This window comes from Aeromonas sp. 25-248, from assembly GCF_053005425.1.
On sequence record NZ_JBRKTB010000027.1, the window covers coordinates 1 to 19,507 of the forward strand.

At 62.6% G+C, this 19,507-nt stretch carries 13 protein-coding genes; 8 read left to right on the forward strand and 5 right to left on the reverse strand.

What is annotated here, in order from left to right; genetic code table 11:
• Window positions 1–2,063, reverse strand: a 2,063-nt coding sequence (locus ACVDHI_RS20635) for a sensor histidine kinase (RefSeq protein WP_447212471.1), incomplete at its 3' end; no start/stop codon positions are given.
• Window positions 2,064–2,322: 259 nt separating this feature from the next.
• Between ACVDHI_RS20635 and dsrO the strand changes: the two genes are divergently transcribed.
• From dsrO to ACVDHI_RS20650, 3 genes are read left to right on the forward strand one after another with little or no spacing between them, the layout of a single operon-like run.
• Window positions 2,323–3,111: a sulfate reduction electron transfer complex DsrMKJOP subunit DsrO gene (dsrO, locus tag ACVDHI_RS20640; protein WP_042649144.1), complete on the forward strand. Its 789-nt coding sequence runs from the start codon at window positions 2,323–2,325 to the stop codon at window positions 3,109–3,111.
• Window positions 3,101–4,207, forward strand: a complete 1,107-nt coding sequence (gene nrfD, locus ACVDHI_RS20645) for an NrfD/PsrC family molybdoenzyme membrane anchor subunit (protein WP_447212472.1) — start codon at window positions 3,101–3,103, stop codon at window positions 4,205–4,207. The genes dsrO and nrfD overlap by 11 nt, the downstream gene beginning before the upstream one ends.
• Window positions 4,207–7,314: a molybdopterin dinucleotide binding domain-containing protein gene (locus tag ACVDHI_RS20650; RefSeq protein ID WP_447212473.1), complete on the forward strand. Its 3,108-nt coding sequence runs from the start codon at window positions 4,207–4,209 to the stop codon at window positions 7,312–7,314. The genes nrfD and ACVDHI_RS20650 overlap by 1 nt, the downstream gene beginning before the upstream one ends.
• A 56-nt stretch (window positions 7,315–7,370) precedes the next feature.
• Here ACVDHI_RS20650 and ACVDHI_RS20655 read toward each other — a convergent pair whose 3' ends face one another.
• A complete protein-coding gene (locus ACVDHI_RS20655) occupies window positions 7,371–8,732 on the reverse strand; it encodes an endonuclease/exonuclease/phosphatase family protein (protein WP_447212474.1) in 1,362 nt (453 codons plus the stop codon).
• Window positions 8,733–8,923: 191 nt separating this feature from the next.
• Window positions 8,924–9,655, reverse strand: coding sequence for an EAL domain-containing protein (locus tag ACVDHI_RS20660; RefSeq protein WP_447212475.1), 732 nt, complete (start codon window positions 9,653–9,655; stop codon window positions 8,924–8,926).
• Between the two features lie 228 nt (window positions 9,656–9,883).
• On the opposite strand from ACVDHI_RS20660, the gene ACVDHI_RS20665 reads away from it, so the two are divergent.
• From ACVDHI_RS20665 to ACVDHI_RS20680, 4 genes are all read left to right on the forward strand, one after another.
• A complete protein-coding gene (locus tag ACVDHI_RS20665) occupies window positions 9,884–10,603 on the forward strand; it encodes a hypothetical protein (RefSeq protein WP_447212476.1) in 720 nt (239 codons plus the stop codon).
• A gap of 30 nt (window positions 10,604–10,633) precedes the next feature.
• On the forward strand, window positions 10,634–11,143 hold the full coding sequence (locus ACVDHI_RS20670) for a CS1 type fimbrial major subunit (RefSeq protein WP_201901518.1): 510 nt from the start codon (window positions 10,634–10,636) through the stop codon (window positions 11,141–11,143).
• Window positions 11,144–11,303: 160 nt separating this feature from the next.
• The gene (locus tag ACVDHI_RS20675) at window positions 11,304–13,652 is read left to right on the forward strand and encodes a CS1-pili formation C-terminal domain-containing protein (protein WP_234916783.1); all 2,349 of its coding nucleotides are present in this window, start codon (window positions 11,304–11,306) and stop codon (window positions 13,650–13,652) included.
• 21 nt (window positions 13,653–13,673) lie between these two features.
• Window positions 13,674–14,837 (forward strand): hypothetical protein, encoded by a 1,164-nt coding sequence (locus ACVDHI_RS20680; protein ID WP_201901516.1) that lies wholly within the window; start codon window positions 13,674–13,676, stop codon window positions 14,835–14,837.
• Between the two features lie 6 nt (window positions 14,838–14,843).
• Here ACVDHI_RS20680 and ACVDHI_RS20685 read toward each other — a convergent pair whose 3' ends face one another.
• Entirely contained in the window at window positions 14,844–15,479 is a 636-nt protein-coding gene (locus ACVDHI_RS20685) for a response regulator (RefSeq protein WP_201901515.1), read from the reverse strand.
• Window positions 15,480–15,603: 124 nt separating this feature from the next.
• Between ACVDHI_RS20685 and ACVDHI_RS20690 the strand changes: the two genes are divergently transcribed.
• Window positions 15,604–19,023, forward strand: a complete 3,420-nt coding sequence (locus ACVDHI_RS20690; RefSeq protein WP_447212477.1) for an ATP-binding protein — start codon at window positions 15,604–15,606, stop codon at window positions 19,021–19,023.
• 6 nt (window positions 19,024–19,029) lie between these two features.
• On the opposite strand, the gene ACVDHI_RS20695 is transcribed toward ACVDHI_RS20690, so the two are convergent.
• The gene (locus tag ACVDHI_RS20695) at window positions 19,030–19,296 is read right to left on the reverse strand and encodes a hypothetical protein (RefSeq protein WP_201901513.1); all 267 of its coding nucleotides are present in this window, start codon (window positions 19,294–19,296) and stop codon (window positions 19,030–19,032) included.
• Window positions 19,297–19,507 lie beyond the last annotated feature (211 nt).

The window sequence follows — 19,507 nt, forward strand, 5'->3', positions numbered from 1 at the left end:
GGGGGGGGGGGGGGGGGGGGGGGGGGGCGGGGGGGGGGGGGGGGGCGGGGGGGGGGGGGGGGGGGGGGGGGGGGGGGGGGGGGGGGGCGGCCGCTCGGTGCCGGGGGGGGGGGGGGGGGGGGGGGGGGGGCTGAGGCGGGATCCTCGGGTGGCGGCACGGGCAGGATGACCCGGGCCAGGCAGCCGTGGGGGCTCAGGTTCTCCAGACTGAACTGGCCGCGATGGCTCTCGACCACCTCCCGGCAGATGGCGAGCCCCAGCCCCATGCCATCCGGCTTGTCGCTGTAAAACGCCTGCTGCAGTTCGGTGGCGGGGACCCTCAGGCCGGCGCCGTTGTCGCGGATCTCCAGCAGCAACCTCTGTGCCTCGAAGGCGATCAGCAGCTCGACCCGGGCAGGCGCCTGTGCCGGTGTTTGCGTAGTGGGGTGAGCAGGGGAGTGAACAGCGGGGCGCGCACTCTTAGCTGCCCTCTGCGCCGCTCTCTTCGCTGCACTCTCGGCGCCATTCTTGATGAGGTTGACCAGCAACTGCTCCATCCCGGTGCCGTCCAGAGGTAACGGGCGTGGCTGGCCCCGCCAGTGCAGGGTGAAGGCGACGTCGAGGGGCGCCAGCATCTGCTCCAGCAGGGGGCGCAACTCCGCCACCAGGGTGGGCAGGTCGCAAGGCGCGACGCGGGGAGGGCGCTTTTGCAGCCTGGCTCTGAGCCGGTTGACGGTCTGGGTGATGCGCTGGACCTGGAGCCCTATCTGCTCCAGGGCCTGGCGCAGGGAGGCCTGGGCGGCAGACTGGGCCGGATCCTGTGCCAATTTGTCCAGTCGCAACAAGGCTCCCTGGCTGTAGTTGGCGATGGCGCTGAGGGGCTGATTGATCTCGTGGGCCACGTTGGCGCCCAGCTCGCCGAGTTCAGCGAGCCGTCTGGCCTGTGCCAGCTGGCGTCCCTTCTGTTCGAGCTGGTGGCGGGCTTTGAGCAGCCGGCGCTGGCTGCGGTTGAACAGGTATTGCAGCAGCAGGTGGTGGCCCCCCAGCAGCAGTACCAGCGCCAGGGCACCCCAGCCCCACTGCTGATGCTGGCGCAGCCAGTGCCAGGCCGCTTGCCACCAGGGGCCCTGCAGCGGGTGGCGATCCAGCGCCTTGAGCAGGCGGTCAATCGCGAGCTCGCTGGTGGGCACGGTCCAGCCCGCCGAATCGGCGGCGATGGCCGCCTCGCTATCAGCGGGCAGATCGTACAGCGCGCGGGTCACCGCCAGCGCCAGCGCGGGGGAGGCCCGCTCTGTCTTGGCGAAGGACCAGTTGGGGTAGAGCCGGGTCGAGCTCTGGCAACCAAAGCCGGCCGGCGCCTGATCGTCCAGCACCCGAAACGCTCCCTCCGCGACCTTGCCCTCCCGCTCCATGCGCTCCAGCTGACACACCGGTACGATGGCGGCGGCCACCTCCCCTGCCGCCAGCCGCTCGATGAGCCGGTCCAGCGGAAAGCCGGTGAACTGCACGGTGGAGAAGAAGCGTTCCAGCCGAACTCCCTGTTCGCCCGCCTCGAAACGATAGGCGAGGTAGCCGCCGAAGGCGTTCTCCGAGACGGCAGCGACCGCTTGCCCCTCGAGGTCACGCCAGTGTCGGTAGGGGGCCTGGGCAGGCACCACCAGGGCGGCGCCGATGGCGAGATTGTCCCCCCCGGCCGGGCTCTTGAGGGTGGCGAGCCAGGCCAGTGGGTACTGGCGCGCCAGACTCACCGACTGGCCCGGGTTGGTGATGACGAAATCGAGGTGCTCGCGGGCGACGGCCTCGGCCAGTTCATCGAGCCCCAGCGGATGCAGCACGAAGCGATGGTCGGGCACGCGCTGCGCGAGCCAGCGCAACAGCGGTTGCCACTGGGCTCTGGCCAGGGCCGGGCCGCGGGTTGCCAGCACGCCGATGCGTATCGGCTCTGCCATGGTCTGCACCGGCGTGGCCTGGGATGGGGCGGATTCCTGTCGGACTGGCGCTGGCGAAGAGGGGGGCGGGGCGGCCTGCACCCGCAGCGGCAGGGCTGACAGGGCGAGCCAGAGCAGCAGGCTGAGCAGGGGCAAGGGAACTGGGGCGTGCAGGGGGCTCTCCTCTCGGTGTAAAGGGGGCAGTCTATCACCGGGACGTGCGCTTGCACGCGAACGGGGCCGGGAGGAGCGGCAAACGCCGCCCCGGTCACAGTTCAGCAGGGCTGGGGCATTTTTTATTGCGCTGGATCAACCCGGCTCCCGGTATGTGGAAAACCACAATAGAGGCGACTTCCTGCGTTGAGGACAATCGGCCCAACCCCTTTCAAGCCAGCTCAGCAGAAGGAAAGACGCCATGGAGCCCAGCAAGCGCCGATTGTTATCCGGGATCGCCGCCCTCACCGCAGGGGCGGCCCTGATCCCCGTCACCCAGGTTCAGGCGCAGTCCGTTCCCGCTCCCCGCAACGGGCGGGCGGCCATCAGCCGGGGGGACGGGCGCAAGCGTTACGGCATGCTGATCGACCTGCGCCGCTGCGTCGGCTGTCAGGCCTGCACCGTGGCCTGCACCATCGAAAACCAGCCTCCACTCGGCCAGTTTCGCACCACGGTGAGCCAGTACGAGGTGAGCGATGTGGCGGCCCTCGAGGCTCCCGCCTCCCTCTTGATGCTGCCGAGGCTGTGCAACCACTGCGCCGAGCCCGCCTGCCTCGATGTCTGCCCCACCGGCGCCACCTTCCAGCGCGATGACGGCATCGTCGTGGTCAACAACGACTGGTGCGTCGGCTGCGGCTACTGCGTGCAGGCCTGCCCCTATGATGCCCGCTTCATCAACCACGAGACCAACACCGCCGACAAGTGCACCTTCTGTGCCCATCGGCTGGAGGCGGGGCTCTTGCCCGCCTGCGTCGAGAGCTGTGTCGGCGAGGCGCGCATCATAGGCGACTTGAACGATCCCAAGAGCCGGATAAGCCGCTTGCTGCGCGAACACGAGCCGGCGCTCAAGGTGCTCAAGCCCGAGGCCAATACCCAGCCGCGGGTCTTTTATCTCGGCATGGACGAGGCCTTCGTCAGCAAGGTCGACGGCAACCCGGCCCTGCGCACCCTGCTCACCGACGATGGCAAGGAGATAGCCCATGGTCATTAACGAACTGCTGGCCCCGGCTCAGCCCATCACCTGGCTGCCCTGGGCGGTGCAATATTTCTTCCTCATCGGCCTCGCCTACGGAGCCCTCTGGCTCGGCGCGTTTGAGCTGTGGCGCAAAGCGCCGGACCCGCGGCTGCAGACCCTGGCGGCGGTGCTGATGGTGGCGGCCGGCCTGGTGGCTCCCATTGCCCTGACCGCGGATCTGCACCAGCCGGCCCGGGCCTGGCATTTTTACGCCCAGGCGCGCTTTGGTTCCGTCATGTGGTATGGCGCCTATCTGCTACCGCTGTTCAGCCTGCTCTCCATGCTGTTCGGCTGGCTGCTGCTAAGGCCAGCCCTGGCCCGGCGCGGTGCAGAAGGGGACAAGATAGCCCGCCTTGCCCGGCTGCTCTGCCTGGGAAGCTGGTCGGGGCACGTTTGGCTGCGGCCCCTCTCCCTGCTGGCGGCCCTGAGCGGGCTCAGCATCGCCCTCTACACCGGGCTCGAGACCATGGCGGTGGCGGCGCGTCCACTCTGGCATACCCCCTGGTTGCCCTGGCTGCTGACCCTGAGCGCGGTGCTGGGGGCCCAGAGTGCTCTGCTGCTGCTCAACCGCTTGCTGACGGGCTGGGGTGCCCAGACCGAGTCGGCCCTGCTGCGCCAGAGTGGCTGGACCTTGAGCCTGCTGGCGCTCTCCCTGCTGGGCTGGGCCCTGCTTGGCGGCGCCTCGGCGGCAGAGGCCGCGGCCCTCTATCGGCTCGACCCGAGCTGGCGGCTGGCGGCCCACTGGCTGTTGCTGACCCTGGGGCTGGCTGGCCTGCTGATGCTGATCCAGCGAAGGATCTCTGCCCGCCTGGCACTCTGGGGGCTGGCGCTGCTGGGACTGCACCTGGTGTGGGGCCTGCGTTGGCTGCTGCTCATTCAGGGGCAGCTCGCCCCCAAGTACGGGGCCGGCGTCTACCTCTATGAAATCGCCTGGGGCCCGGCCGGTGTGCTCGGCATTCTCGGCACCTTCGGTCTGCTGGTGGCCCTGCTGGTGGCCCTCTCGGAGCTGGTGCACCCCTCTGCTTCCTCTGCCATCAAGGCATCCACAACTTTTGCACGCGAGGCACTCTGATGGATCACAGCAAACGCAAGTTTCTCAAGGGCGCCGCCATCGCCGGCGGCACCGGATTGTTCGTCGCCGGTTACAGCGACACCCTCAAGCAGGTGGCGAGTGGTCTTGCCACCGGCAGCTCGGGCCAGCCGACCCGGGATCCCATCCATGGCAACTCGCTGGCCGTGGAGTACCGGGTCGATGAGCAGGGGGCGTTGCATCCCAACCCGGCCCAGCGGGTTGCCAACACCATGTGCCTCGGCTGCTGGACCCTGTGCGGAGTGCGGGCCCGCATCGACAACGAGCGCGACCAGATAGTGCGGATCCTGGGCAACCCCTATCACCCCCTCTCCGCCCGCCATCACATCGACTTCAAGACCCCGGTCAAGCAGGCGCTGCTCGCTACCAGCGGCTACCAGGAAGGGGGGCTGGACGGGCGCTCCACCGCCTGCGCCCGGGGCAACGCCATGCTCGAGCAGCTCGACAGCCCGCAGCGAGTCACCCGTTGTCTCAAGCGGGTGGGGCCCCGTGGCAGCGGCCGCTGGCAGAGCATCCCCTTCGAGCAGCTGGTGGCCGAGGTGGTGGAGGGGGGCGATCTGTTTGGCGAGGGCCAGGTCGATGGGCTGCGGGCCATTCGCAACCTCGCCGAGCCGCTCGACCCGGCCAACCCGGAGTACGGCCCCAGGGCCAACCAGCTGCTGGTGAGCAACGCCTCGGACGAGGGGCGGGATCACTTCATCAAGCGCTTCACCTTCAACAGCTTTGGCACCCGCAACTTCGCCAACCACGGCGCTTACTGCGGCCTGTCGTTCCGGGTCGGGGCCGGCGCCCTGCTGGACGATCTGGAGAAGAACGCCCATCTCAAGCCGGACTGGGACGAGAGCGACTTCCTGCTGTTCATGGGCACCTCGCCCCAGCAATCGGGCAACCCCTTCAAGCGCCAATCCCGCCAGCTGGCGGCGAACCGGGCGCGACCGGGCAAGCCGTTCTCCTACGTGGTGGTGGCCCCCAGCCTGCCCAACACGGTGAACATGCCCTCCGCCCCCGCCAACCGCTGGCTGCCCATCCGCCCCGCCACCGACTCGGCGCTGGCCCTGGCCATGCTGCGCTGGATCATCGATAACCAACGCTACGCCGAGCCCTTCCTGACGGCACCCCATGCTGCCGCCGCCGAGCGGGCCGGCTATCGCGGTTTTTGCAACGCCAGCCATTTGGTTGTCTGCGACGAGTCCCACCCGCGCTTCGGCCAGATGTTGCGGGCCAGCGATCTCGGCTTGCCCTTTGAGGGGGAAGCCTATGGGGAGGGGGACGCCATGCTGGTAGAGGAGGCGAGCAGCGGCGAGCCGAGACCCGCCGGCCAGTGTGAGCGGGCCAACCTCTGGGTGGATCGCCTCATTCAGGGCCCCAAGGGGGAGTTCGTGGTCAAGAGTAGCTTCCAGCTGCTGGCCGAGGCGTGCCGGGAGCACTCCCTCGCGCAATACAGCGCCGAGTGCGCCGTACCAGTGAGCGATATCGAGGCGCTGGCGCGGGAGTTCACGAGCCACGGCACCCGCGCGGCGGTGGTCTCCCACGGCGGCACCATGAGCGCCAACGGCTTCTACTCGGCTTGGGCCATCATGATGCTCAACGTCATGGTAGGGAACTTGAACGCAAGGGGCGGCGCCGTGGCGAGTGGCGGCAAGTTCGATCCCTTCGGGACGGGGCCGCGCTACGATCTGGCGAGCTTCCCCGGCATGGTCAAACCCGCCGGGGTCTTCCTGTCGCGCTCCAAGTTCCCCTACGAGAAGACCTCTGAGTATCGGCGCAAGCGCGAGGCGGGCCAGAATCCCTATCCGGCGCAAGAGCCCTGGTTCCCGCTCTCCGGCCCACTGCTCGGCGAACACCTGACTGCGGCGGTGAACGGCTATCCCTACCGGCTCAAGGCCTGGTTCAATCACATGGGTAACCCCCTCTACGGCCAGGCCGGGCTCAGCAAGGCCATAGGCGAAGAGCTCAAGGATCCTGCCGTGCTGCCGCTCATTGTCAGCATCGACAGCTTCATCAACGAGTCGTCGGCGCTGTCGGACTACCTGGTGCCGGACACCCTGACCTACGAGTCCTGGGGTTGGGCCACCGCCTGGCACGGGGTGATGACCAAGGTCTCCACCGGCCGCTGGCCCATCGTGGAGCCCCGTGTCGCCAAGACCGCCGAGGGGGATCCTGTCTGTATGGAGTCCTTCTTCATCGCGGTGGCCAAACGGCTGGGGTTGCCGGGCTTTGGCGAGGGGGCGCTCAAAGGGGCGGACGGCAAGTTGCACGGTTTGAACCGGGCGGCGGACTTCTCCCTCTACGGCGCGGCCAACGTCGCCTATCTCGGCGAGCCGGTGCCCGCCATAGATCCTGAGGATCTCGCCTGGTCCGGGGTGGAGCGGATCCTGCCGGTGCTGAATGCCACTTTGAGTGCGGAGGAGGCGGGCCGCGCCGCCTATCTCTTCGCCCGTGGCGGGCGCTTCGAGCCGGCGGCCAAGGGGCGCGACGAAGCGGGTCAACCGAGCAAGCGCTGGCCCAAGCCGCTGATGGTGTGGAACCCCGAGGTGGGCAGCCGCCGCCACAGCCAGAGCGGGCAGTTCCTGAGTGGTACCCCGCGCTTCTTCCGCCCCCAGCTGGCGGACGGGACGCCGCTCAATGAGGCGTTCAAGCCGGCCCAGTGGCCGCTGCTGCTCACCAGCTACAAGTCCCACACCATGAGCTCCATGAGCATCGGCTCGGATCGCCTGCGCCAGGTGAACCCCAGCAACCGGGTGCGGCTCAATGTGCAGACGGCGGCGCAGCTGGGCATCGAGAGCGGGGACAGGGTACGGGTCAGCACCCCGGATGGCAGCGTGATCGGGGTGGCCGAGTGCGTGGCCGGGGTGCAGGCCGATGCCATCGCCATCGAGCACGGCTTCGGCCACAAGGAGCTGGGGGCGCGGGAACATTGGATAGACGGCCAGAAAGTGGTCGCCAATCCGCTGCGCGGAGCCGGGGTCAACCTCAACGATCTGGCGGTGCTGGATCCCAGCCGCCATGGCCGCTATCCCCTGGTAGACTGGGCCATCGGCTCGTCGGCCCGCCAGGGGTTGCCGGCCAGGGTGGAGAAGCTGGTATGACAAACCAATGAAAACGGGGCCTGCGGGCCCCGTTGCTTGTCTGCTCTGCGTCACTGTCACAGTGTGACGTCGACCCACACCAGGCGGTGATCCGAACTGACCCCCTTGGCGATGCCAAGCTTGGCGTCATACACCAGGTGGTAGCCCGGCTCGAAGCTGGCCGGCCAGAACACGCCGGAGGCGACCGCGTTCAGGTTGGCGGAGGGCAGCACGTGGTCGAGCTGCAGGCCGCTGCTGCTGGTGATGCGCTCCGGGGTGGGGCGGTTGTTGTTGCGTTTGCACTGATCCGGCTGGCTGGCGAGGCACTCGGGGCCGCCCTGGCTGACCGGGATCAGGGCGCCGTTGGTGATGGCCTGGTTGACCAGCACATGGTTGTGCAGATCCTGAATGGCGGTGAGATCCCCATCGCCAATCTGGGGATCGGCGTTGAGATCACCGGCGATGACGAACCTGGCGCCCTCGGCCAAGCCACCCGCCTTGCCGGCGTCATCCACCATGTAGCTGGCGGTCTCCACGTAGTCCTGCCAGAAGGCGACTTCTGCCCGGTTGTGCTTGACGTTGTGGCGCGCCGCATTGCCGAAGATGGGTGGAGTCGGGTGGGAGATGAGGAAGTGGATCACATCCTCCTTGTTGCCGCGCTTGATGCGCACCGGCACGTCGGCGTGGTTCTTGGACGAGAGCGGGAATGCCTGCCAGGCGGCGTCGTCATACCAGGCATCGCCGCACTGGCGGCCGGCCGGGATCGGCGCCTTGGCATTGTTGCAGTCGTCGATGACGGGATTCACTTCGCCCGGCATGTCCTTCCACTTGAATGTCTGGAAGGTGCGGATCTGCTTGGTATCGATGGGGTACTGGGACATCACGGCGAAGGCGTACTGGCCGTGGTAGTTGCCAAAGCCCCAGGCGTCGTCCGGCCCGTTGTTGACCTTGCCGTCCAGGTTGAGGTCATGGCCGCTCATCAGGCCGGTGTTGGTGGCGAAGTTCTGCAGCACCGGGTAGCTGATGGCCTTCACCTCGTCGTGCTGGGCATGGGCCAGGTAGTTGTCGTTGAAGGCTTTGAGGTCCGTGGTGTCGCTGCCCTTGCCGTCATTGTCGAATTCGCTCAGCAGCAACACGTCCGGCCGGGTGCGCTGGATGATTTCGGCGATGTTGCGGATCTGCTGCACGTCGAGGGCCTTGGTCTTCTGGGCGCCGCTCAAGGTGCCGTCGGCGAGGCGCGCCAGCAGGGCGTCCTGCTCGGTGCGACTGAGGGCCAGTTCACCGGCGAGCATACCGGCGGCGGTGCGATCGAAGGAGAGGTTGAAGGTAGCGAAGCGAACCATGGGGGTCGGGGTCTCGGAGTCATTTTGGCTGTTACAGCCTGCCATCAATCCGAGGGAAATGGCAGCGGCCAGTAGGGATTTGCTGATATTTTTCATTGTAATATTCCGTAGCATCAACAGGTTATGCCAGGGCAGCGAAGAGGCCCAGGCGGGCCCATTATAGAGACGCGGGTCTGAAATAGGCTCTGAATGAGCCAAAGTGTGAGTCCATTCACAGTGCGGGAAGAGGAGAACGGCGGGGTGAGCAGGCAATCAGGTCCGGGCCTGCTTGATGGTGGCCAGGGCGCCTAGGACCAGCGGGAGAGAGGGGAGGGAATGGCGTAGGCGTAGCCCTGCTGGTAGTCGCAGCCCAGCCGGTTCGCCACCTCGATATGGGCCTGGGTCTCCACCCCTTCGCACACCACGGCCATGCCGAGTCGTTGCAGGTATTTCACCAGACCCGTCAGCATGTTGAGGGCGTGGGTGCTGCGCGCAGCCTGAAGCAGCAGGGAGCGATCCAGCTTCACGATCTCGTAGGGAAGCATCATCAGGCGCTGGAAATTGCACGCCAGGGAGCCGAAGTCGTCACAGGCGATGTGGGCGCCATGGGCCCGCAACACCTCGATCATCTCCCTGTGCTGGTGTTTGATCCTGACGTGCTCCAGCACCTCGAACCAGATGTCGATCCCCAGCTTGCGGGCCTGGAGCAGCACCAGCAACAGCAGATTGCGGTAGGTGGGGCTGGAGAGCGCCGGATTGAGGTTGATGGAGAGTGCATAGGGGCCTTTTTGGGTGAGCACGGGCAGATCGCGCATGATGGCCCTGAGCATGACGATATCCAGGTGCAGGGCATCATCCTCGCCGAGGGCGGCAAAATCGATGCTCTGATAACCCTGGTTGCCGGCATCCCAGCGCCTGGCCAGCACCTCATACCCCTTGACCTGACGATCCTGGCCGATGATGGGCTGATAAAAGGGGACGACGATATCCGCCATGCTGACCATGGCACTCACGGGATACTCTTCTTTGAACGCAAACATGGCTCTCACCTGACGGAGATGGGGGGCTGTTCATAATACAGGGCGCAGTCATCCAGCCGATGTAGGAATTGTCTGATAACAAGGCCGTTGCCTGAAGTTCAATGTAGGATTATTCCGATTAACATCTCCCGGCAGGCTCCATAAACTTGCCCCAGTGATATCCGAAGGGCTCGTTAATAGCTCTTTCAAGAAAGAATAGCGCCGTAATAAAATCAGTCTGGAATAAAGATGAGAAACATATTTTTTATTTTGTTGCTGATGCTCAGCGGCAACGTATTGGCATCGGCAGAAATCAGCGTAGGCACCCTTTTTGATTATATGGCTGGTCAACAGGGAACCTATTTGAAGCGGATCCGAAATCAGGGCGATACCACCGCCTTCGTCAAGGTGGCCATTCACGAAATAACCTACGACGGTGCCGGCCAGCCCCGTGAGTCAGCGGAGCTGACCGAAGGCAACCGGGCCCTGATCGCCAGCCCGTCGCGCCTGATCATTCCGGCTAAAGGGGTACAGGCAACCCGTTTGCTCTATATGGGGGTGCGAGACAAAGAGCGCTATTTCAGGGTTCGCTTTATTCCCGTGCTGCCCAGGAAAGAGGACGGATTCGATATGGATGACCAGAGTATTAATGGCCAGCAACAAGTCTCTGCCGGCGTAAATATATTGACGGGATTTGGCGCCATTATTTTTGTCATGCCAAAAGAGACCCGCTTTGATACGAAATTGATAAAGACCGACATCATGACCACTGTCGTGAATAACGGCAATGCCACCATAGTGCTGGACTTTTTCGAGGAGTGTGATGGACGGGCAAAAAACTGTTCAACACCAGGAAAAATTCATCTGTTGCCGAACATGAAGAAGCAACTGATGAAAAAGAAAGATCACCTCTATCGCTTTGTGCTGATTGAGGGTGACCAGAGTAGAAACATGGTGATTGGACACTGATGTTTCTTGTTTATGACCGAGGAGAGAGTAATGAAAGTATGGATTGTCGCGCCCCTGGCGATGCTGGTATCGGCCCATCTGATGGCGGCAGAACGCATTGAACATCAGGTCACAGTGACCGCCCAGATCCCGAGCGAGGCCTTCTATGTGCAGCCGACCGGTGGTGACAACTGGATGAGCGCACCGCAGAAGCTGGCCTACAACCCCTACACCAAGAAGCTGGACACGCTGAGCAAGCAGCTGGATGCCAAGAGCACCATAGGCGCCATCACAGGCTACCTGACCAACCCGGCCGTGATGGCCAGCGGCAACGACAACATTCCCCTGACCGTCAAGGTAGGTGGTGTCGCCCTGTCGACCACCTCCGTCGAGGTGATGAAGGCAGAGGATGCCAAGACCGGCAAGTTGCTGGGACTGGAAGTGATCCCCGCTGATGCCCCCGTAGCTGGTTATAAGCCAGGTAACTATCAAGGGGTGGTGAACATGATGTTCGAATCGGAGGCGCCGCGGGTGCCTGCAACTCCTCCCGCAGCTCCATGACCGGGATGAAAATGGCCCCCTGTTTTGGGGGGCCTTTTTGTTTGTGCTGATGCCAAGAGTGAGATGTTCCGTGCCCTGTTTCTCTTTATTGTTGGCGCTGGCTGTACTTGGCCAGCCTCTCTGGGCGACTGAGAGTCGTACCGCCCAGCCTCTCGATGTAATGCAACAAGCCCAGGACTTGCCTGATGGTTTTGCCGATCACTTCTTCGACGTCCCACTGATGGTGCGCATCCTTGTCGATGGGCAACTGCTGGGGGAGGGTGAGATAGTGCTGGGCAAAGACACTAGCGTACAACTGCTGACCCTGACCGACGGCCATGAGAGTGAGCTGGACGAGCGTACACGGCAGCGCTGGGTCGAGGTGCTGGCCGAGCCTCACCGTCTGGGTCCGTGCCAGGGTGAGTGCGCCAATGGCGTGCTGGCCCTGGAGTACAGTCTGGAGAACTCCCAGCTCTCGGTGCTGACTACCCGGGTGGAGAGCGGATCACAACAGGCCCGCTACCACCAGGTGCCTGCCGCGGGCAGCTATGGCGCCCTGATGCGCCATCAGCTGAACCTGACCCTGGGGGAGGAAGAGCAGCGCAGCGGCCGCTACAACCTGACGGCCCGAGGCAGCCTCGGCCAGTGGACCCCCTTGCTGGAAGGGGAGCTGAGCCAGTTTTCCGGCCAGCCTGCCCAGCACCATGTGCAACAATTCTATGCCGAGCATGAGGGTGAGGGACGCTTCTACCGGCTGGGCTATTTCTCCCCCTATGCCCAGGGGTTGGTGCGCCAACCCGCCCAGTTTGGCGGCGGTACGCCGACCGTGCTCGGGGTCATGCTGGGGGATTCGGACACCCTGCTGGTGGAGCAGGGCAAGGCCAGCACAGTGCCGATCTATGTCACCCCGAGTCGGCCCGGCATAGTGGAAATCTACAAGGATGGCTTGCTCATCAACTCCCAGCAGGTGGGCTCGGGGCTGCAGGCCCTGGATACCTGGGTGCTGCCCACCGGCATCTACGAGGTGGAGCTGCGGGTGCTGGAAGATGGCCAGGTCACCGAGCGGCGGCGGGAGATGATCTACAAACCAGGTAACTGGCGAAACCCGGAGGAGGCCTGGCGCTTCAACCTGTTTCTGGGTCAGCAGACCCTGCTGCTCAGCGACTGGGACGAGAAGCGCCCCGAGAGCATGAGTGGCGGCGTCATGCTCAACCACCTGCTCACCCCCTCGGTGATCCTGGGGGCGTCCAGCCAGTACATAGACCAGCTCTGGCAGCATGGTCTTTCGGCGGACTGGAGCCCAGGCAACCAGTGGAGGCTGTTTGGCAACCTGATGGCGACTCAGGGAGTGGGTACCGGCTTCGATCTGCAGGCGCTTTATCACTATGGGGATGGCAGCCTGGTGCTCAGCCATCAGCAGCAGCACTATCAGGGGCTGCGGGAGGGGGAGGTGCGTGACCTTGCCCAGAGCAACCTGTCGTTGCAGCAGCGGCTCGATGAGCACCATTCCGCCAACCTCTATCTGGTGCATCGGGAGGGGCAGGGAGTGGGGGCCGATCTGGGCTGGCGTTACAACGGCGAACTGCTCGGCCAGGGGGTGAGCTGGAACCTGACGGTGTTCGACCGCCCGGGCAGCATCAGCACCGACAATACGCGGGACAGGGGTGGCATGCTCTCCCTGAGCATGAACCTGGGGGGAGAGCGCAGCCAGCTTGCCATCGGCATTGGCAGCCGGACCTCCCGCTCCGGTGGGCAGGAGCGCAATGCCTCCCTCGGTTACCAGCAGTGGCTGGAGTGGGGCACCTTGCAAAGTGTCGGGGCCAACCTGACCACAGATAGCTATGGGGTCGGGATGGCGGGCCATGCCCGCTTTCAGGGGGCACTCGCCAGTGGCGACGCCCACCTGCTCTCTTCTTCCTTCAACCGGGCCCTGAGCGGCGGGCTCAACCTCGATAGCACCCTGGCCTTTGGCGATGAGGGCAGCCTGACCCTGACCGGTCAATCTCAGGGATATGAGGCGGGCATGATAGTGGATCTGGAGTCCGACATTCCCGATCTGGCCCTGCGCGCCTATGACGATCAGGGGGGGAATGTGATGCTGAGGCCCGGCCGCAATCTGGTGCCGGTCACCGCCTATCGCGGGGGGGCCGTGCAGCTGGACATGGCGGGTGCCGAGTCGCCGTCGGTGACCATTCGCCCCAACCTGCTGCCCTATCACCTCAACAAGGGGGGGGTGGCCTATCACAGGGTGCGGGTGATGAAGACGGTGACAGTGATAGGTCGCCTGCTGGATGGCCAAGGAACGCCGCTCAAGGGGGCCATGGTGGTCAACCACGCGGGACGTACCGTCAGCGAGGCCGACGGCTTCTTTGCGGTGGAGATGAGCGAGCGAAACCCCAGCTTGCAGGTGGAATTCCATGGTGCGCAGCAGTGCGATCTGGCGCTGGATACGGCCCGTAGCGAACGGCAGCAGGATCTGTTGTTGCTGGGAGAGCTGGTATGCAGCCCCGAGATTTGGGCCAGCCAATAGGCCCTCAAACAGGAGTCGAAGATGAGAGTAAAGATGATGCAGTGGTGGTGGCTGGCCCTGTTGTTCGGGGGGGCCGCCCAGGGCGCCACCCTGAATGTGACGGCGGAATATAACCCGGCGGCCTATGAAGCGGGGGGAGCCAAGTTTATCAACACTACCCCCTGCACCCAATTTCCGGACGCGCCCGGTTTCTGGTGCAGCACCACGGCCACTGTGGAGACGCCCCAGGCCGTTCGGTTCGATGCCAATATCAAGCGAAAGGTGAAGGAGAGCGGCGACAGCCGGGAGGGGGTGCACTATCTCGGTTTCCCGGGCGCCCGTGACGTGACCCTGGTCAAGCAGGGCGGAGGCGCATCATACACCCTCAAATTTATCGTGACGGCGGTCGGCTCCGAGATGAATATGGGCTCGGTGCCTGCAGACACCACTATCTCGGAAAAAGGGGATTGTGCTTACGCCAGTACATGGAAGAACAGCTCGTCTCTCTTCGTCTATCGCAACGTCAAAGAGTCCACCCGCGCATCCGGTGGCCGCTGCCATGGACAAAACGCTGGCTCTGTAGGCAAGGATCTCAATGTCAGTTCGATATATCTCGGGTATAAATTGAAAGCCCCCAATCCACTGGCGATGGAAAATGGCACATATACCGGCAAGCTGACATTATCCATAGGACATAACCTGGACTTCGATTTCGGCGCCGGAAATTATACAGACACTCAGCTGACCGTGCATTTCACCATCAAGGTTCGCCATCAGATCAAGGTTGATTTTCCGGCTGGCGGGAATCGCGTCGTCTTGCAGCCCCCAGGAGGTTGGTTTCACTGGATTTATCGTACCCCTGATTATCTGGATGCGGTGCTGCCGGCGCGCTTCTGGGTCGCAGTTCCTTATCGTGTCAGCCTGAGTTGCCAATATTTGAATGTGCGAGGGGATGGCTGTCAGATAAAGAGTGACAAGAGTGACCATAAAGTACCAGTCAAGGTGTATGGCACCGGTATTCGAAATCAGGAATGGCCTGTCTATGCTGGCAAAACTGATATATATGCATACCATAAAGTATTGTCTAACATTAATCGACCATTCAGATTCATCGTGGAAAAGAAATCCGTGCAAGAGATGATGAAATACCCAGGCAGTACCTATAAAGGTGATATCACCATCATCATCGATGTGGCCTTCAATTAACCTTTATTACAGTCCCATCTCTCTTGCATAGTGAAACAGGGCGCTATCGCTTTGCAGGCCGAGCCGCAGCATGGCGCTCTTTTTCTGGGTGCTGATGGTCTTGACGCTGCGATTGAGGTACTCCGCCACCTGAGTGACCGACATGCCGCTGGCCAGCAGGCGTACCACTTCGTTCTCCCTGGGAGTGAGCTGTACCGCGGGGGGCTGGTGAAGCAACCCGGCCTCGGCCAGCACGGTGTTGACCGAGTTGCCTATGTAGTGCCGGCCTGTCTTGATTTGGCGAATGGCGTCCGTCAACTCATTGAGCACGGCCTTTTTGAGAATGATCCCACTCACCCCTGATTGAATCAGCGACTGCAGGATCCCGGCATTGTGTATCTGGGTCAGCACGATAATGGGTAGCTCGGGATATTCCCGTCGCAATTGCTGGATCATGGCCAGACCATCGCAGCGTTTATCACCCGGCATGCTGAAATCGGTGATCAGCAGATCGCAGTCATGTTGCTGCAATGTTTTCAATAGTTCAGAAACCTGATGGGCTTCGGCAACAATATCGCAACCGATGTGGCTCTGGGTAATGAGGCTGCGGATTCCGGCCAGTATCAATGGATGATCATCGGCGAGAATGATTTTGAAAGACATGATTGAGCCTCATATAAATCAATGAATAATATTTTGGGTGTTAAACATGTGGATTATATAATACTTTGTGTGCCGATTTTTTCCGAGCAATAAAATGAAATATGTTTCCCTGCTTGCTGACAGGATGAGGTGTTACCCATCGATTTTATTTAGATTTGCCACTTTCGCGCTGCTAGTTAATTTCATCCTATATTGCCACTCTGCTAATGCTGCCAGCAAGCTCCCTTTGCAAGTGATAAATGTGGGGGTGCTGAAGGGGGGCTGGGGGCCATTTCAGCAATGGGATGGTCATAATGGCAGCGGCTTCAGTGTGGAGCTGATGGCCTTATTGGCCAAGAATCTTGACTATCGCATAGAATGGAAAGTCTATCCGGACTGGCGTCATTTATATAAGGCGAGCTGTCGCGGCGATGTCGATATTTTGCTGGATGCCTTTCGCTCAGAAGAGCGCAAGTGTATCTCCTACAGCCGCCCCTACTATTCCTCCCCGACCGTGGTCGTGGTTCGCCACGATAGTCCCCTATTTCGGGATGTCAGTGGGCTGAGCCAGGCCAGAATTGCCATTGAGGTCGGGTTTCTGACGGACAAGCTGGTCCGGCTGCACTATCCGTCGGTCTCCCGTATCCTGTTTTCCGATTCCAATTCTGCCCTGAACGCGGTGCTGGAGCGGAAGGCCGATGCCTATATTGGCAACCTGCATGTCACCAACGAGTTCATCGCGAAGCATCCGGATCTGGCGGTGGTGGCCCAGTCCCCTCTCTTGATGGAGAGCCTCCATCTGGGCATCAGCAGGCATAAATCCAGTCTGGGGGTAAGGCTCGATACCGCTATCCAGGCGCTGACGGTGGAGGAACGAACTGCGCTTGAGCAGCGCTGGTTGGGGGATAACCGCTTGAGCTTTCAAGGCCATAGTGGCTTCTTGCTGCGACCGGATGAGCGAGAATGGCTCGCTCAGTTGCCCCCGCTCCGAGTCGGTCTGCTGGATGGCTGGGCTCCCTTCTCCTTTACGGGGAGCCAGGGCCAGGTGAACGGCTTTATTGGCGACTACCTCGGCTTGTTCAAGGAAAAACTGGGTTTGGCTTATCGCTACCGGACGAATCCAAGTCGAACTAACTTGCTGCAGGCCTTGCTCCATCAGGAAATGGATCTGATAGTGTTGCCCCTTCGCGTCAGCCAGCGGCTCACCGGCTGGCAGGTGAGCCAGCCTATAGCCTCCTTCCCCTTGGTCATCGCCACCACGCGGGGCAACCACAGCATAGGGGGCTTTGCCGAGCTGGCGGACAAACAGCTGATCGTGACCGATCGTATGCTGGTGGCTGAATTGAAGGAGCGGATCCCCCAAGTCAGGATGACTGTGGTGTCCGGCCCTGAGGAGGGGCTGGCGATGGTGGCCGCCGGTCGCGGGGATGCCTATGTTGGCAACCTGGCCGTGCTCTCCCGGGTGATTGATGAGCGCTTCGGCGACAACCTGCATATAGTCGCCCCCACCCCGTTACGGGACGAACTGGTGGTGGCGGTGCGCGAGTCCTATGCTCCCCTGCTGCCCCTGATCAACCGGGTGCTGGCGAGCATGAGCGACAAGGATAAACAGCAGATCCGCAATACCTGGCTGGCCTTGAACTACAGCGAAGGTATCCCGTGGCAGAAGCTGCTGCGCACCCTGATCCCCATCGGGGCCGGCGTCCTACTTGCTATCCTCATCCTCAGCATCGCCTACTGGCGTCTGCATCGGGAGATAAGGCGCCGCCGCGAGGTGGAGGCGGCACTTGCCCATGCGAAGGAGTTGGCGGAGCGGGCTGCCAGCAAGAAAGCCGAGTTTCTGGCGACCATGAGCCATGAGATCCGCACCCCCATGAACGGCATCCTCGGCATGGCGGAGCAGTTGAGTTTTACCCCGCTGGATCTCGAGCAGCGCCAGATGGTCGCCATCATCAACCAGGGGGCTGAGGGGCTGCTGCAGCTCATCGGCAATGTGCTGGATTACGCCAAACTGGATGCGGGCAAGATGCAGCTGGCGCCCACCTCCTTCCTGCTGCGGGAGCTGGCCGACAATGTGCTCACCATGATCAGCAGCGAGGTGGAGCGCAAGGGGCTGCAAATCTATCTGCGGGTGGATGATGAGGTGGGGGCGCGTTTCAACGGGGATGTACTCAGGCTCAAGCAAGTCTTGTTCAATCTGGTGAGCAATGCGGTCAAGTTCACCGAGCGTGGTTTTATCGAGCTGTCGATAAGCCAGGAGTGGCAGAGTACCGGTGAACAGCGGCTGCTATTCGGGGTACAGGACACCGGCATCGGCATGAGTGCCGAGGTGCAGGCCCGCATTTTCAATGCGTTTGAACAGGCCGATGGTGCCACCACCCGTAATCATGGTGGCACCGGGCTTGGGCTCAGCATCAGCCATACCCTGGCGGAGTTGATGGGGGGGACGCTCAGGCTGGAGAGTGCTCCCGGGGTGGGGACCTCCATCGGCTTTTCAGTCACCCTTGAGCTAGAACGGCAGAGGGAGTGTGATTCTCTTTTGGCTGGATTGCGGGCCTTCCTGGCCGTGGATGATGAGAGGTTGCGTCATACCCTGCGCCAGCACCTGTTGTCACTGGGAGTGCAGATGTGGGGGGAACCGGGAGGGGCCGATCTCGTCTTCGGCGAGGCGCGTGATCTGCCGGGCAACGGCATCTGCATTGCACCCCTTGGCAATGTGCTGGGTTATCAACGGCGAGACGGAGTCTACTGGCTCAACAGCAACCCCCTGACCTGGCAGGCGGTGCGGGAGGTTTGTCATCTTCATCTCGGCCTGGGTGAGGTGGCGCCCTTGCCTGCGGCTTCGCCCCTGACAGAGACCTCCCTGCCGCTGCCCGCTCGTGTGCTGGTGGTGGAAGACAATCCCCTCAACCAGACCCTGATCCGGCGTCAACTCAGACAGCTGAAGCTGGGGTGCGATCTGGCTGAACATGGTGGGCAGGCACTCCTCATGCTGGAGCAGCAGCCATATGAGCTCATTCTGTGCGATTGCCAGATGCCGGTGATGGATGGCTACGACTTTACCCGCAGGGTGCGCGCCACCCGGGACCTGGCCTCCCTTCCCATCATTGCCATGACCGCCAATGTGATGCCGGAGCAGGCGCAGCATTGCCTGGCCGCCGGGATGAACGATGTGCTTGGCAAACCCGTGCTGCTGGAGGGGCTGCGTAGCATGCTGGCTAAATGGCATATCCTGCCTCCCTCCGATCTGCTAGACCTGGCCGCGTTGCAGCGCCTGTTCGGGACGGGTGAATCCTTAGCGCAGATGCTGCGCCAGTTTTGCGAGGAGCTAGCGCAGTCTCTCGCACAGGTGCAGGAGGACGACAAGGCGCTGGCTGACTGGGTGCATCGCCAGGCGGGCACCATTTCCATGATGATGGTTGATGATCTCGCGATGCGGGCCTGGCAACTGGAGGAGAAAATCAGGAGGCAGGGAGCGAGAGAGTGCGATGCCGAGCTGGTGGAGTTCAGGGAGCTGCTTGAGCGGATCGCCGGTGAGCTGGAGGTGATCCTTGCCGGACTCTGAGGTGTCTTAGCGGGATGCCATAATCTGCTGGGCCGGCTGTTCCGGCACTGCGTGCATGGCCTGGGCAAGCCAGGACCAGTCGAGCATGGGGGAACCCGCCTTGAAGCGCTGATAGGCGCATCCCTGGCGGATGGTCAGGAAGAGGGTGCTTGGCAGGCCGAGGCGGTTGAGGTAGCGCACCATCACGTCTCCCTGGTAATCCCGCAGCCGCAGTTGCAGCTCGGGCAGTGTCAGCCCGTGCTCGCGACCCGTTTCATCCCAGATTTCAAACATCTGTGTGCACTCCTTGCGACATGAGGCTCCACTGTTTCTAAAAAGTGCGGGGAGGGCAATTGTCAGATCTGACAGCGCCATATGGATTCTATCCAGAAAAGCGAAAACCCGGCGCGAGGCCGGGTTGTCTGAAGGATGGTGGAGGGAGAAGGATTCGAACCTTCGAAGGCAGAGCCGTCAGATTTACAGTCTGATCCCTTTGGCCGCTCGG

Bases quoted from the DNA above. Each gene is read 5' to 3' on its own strand.
- dsrO (WP_042649144.1), top strand. From the start codon at position 2,323: ATGGAGCCCAGCAAGCGCCGATTGTTATCCGGGATCGCCGCCCTCACC.
- nrfD (WP_447212472.1), top strand. From the start codon at position 3,101: ATGGTCATTAACGAACTGCTGGCCCCGGCTCAGCCCATCACCTGGCTG.
- ACVDHI_RS20670 (WP_201901518.1), top strand. From the start codon at position 10,634: ATGAAAGTATGGATTGTCGCGCCCCTGGCGATGCTGGTATCGGCCCAT.
- ACVDHI_RS20650 (WP_447212473.1), top strand. From the start codon at position 4,207: ATGGATCACAGCAAACGCAAGTTTCTCAAGGGCGCCGCCATCGCCGGC.
- ACVDHI_RS20675 (WP_234916783.1), top strand. From the start codon at position 11,304: ATGCAACAAGCCCAGGACTTGCCTGATGGTTTTGCCGATCACTTCTTC.
- ACVDHI_RS20655 (WP_447212474.1), bottom strand. From the start codon at position 8,732: ATGAAAAATATCAGCAAATCCCTACTGGCCGCTGCCATTTCCCTCGGA.
- ACVDHI_RS20660 (WP_447212475.1), bottom strand. From the start codon at position 9,655: ATGTTTGCGTTCAAAGAAGAGTATCCCGTGAGTGCCATGGTCAGCATG.
- ACVDHI_RS20680 (WP_201901516.1), top strand. From the start codon at position 13,674: ATGAGAGTAAAGATGATGCAGTGGTGGTGGCTGGCCCTGTTGTTCGGG.
- ACVDHI_RS20665 (WP_447212476.1), top strand. From the start codon at position 9,884: ATGAGAAACATATTTTTTATTTTGTTGCTGATGCTCAGCGGCAACGTA.
- ACVDHI_RS20690 (WP_447212477.1), top strand. From the start codon at position 15,604: ATGAGGTGTTACCCATCGATTTTATTTAGATTTGCCACTTTCGCGCTG.
- ACVDHI_RS20685 (WP_201901515.1), bottom strand. From the start codon at position 15,479: ATGTCTTTCAAAATCATTCTCGCCGATGATCATCCATTGATACTGGCC.
- ACVDHI_RS20695 (WP_201901513.1), bottom strand. From the start codon at position 19,296: ATGTTTGAAATCTGGGATGAAACGGGTCGCGAGCACGGGCTGACACTG.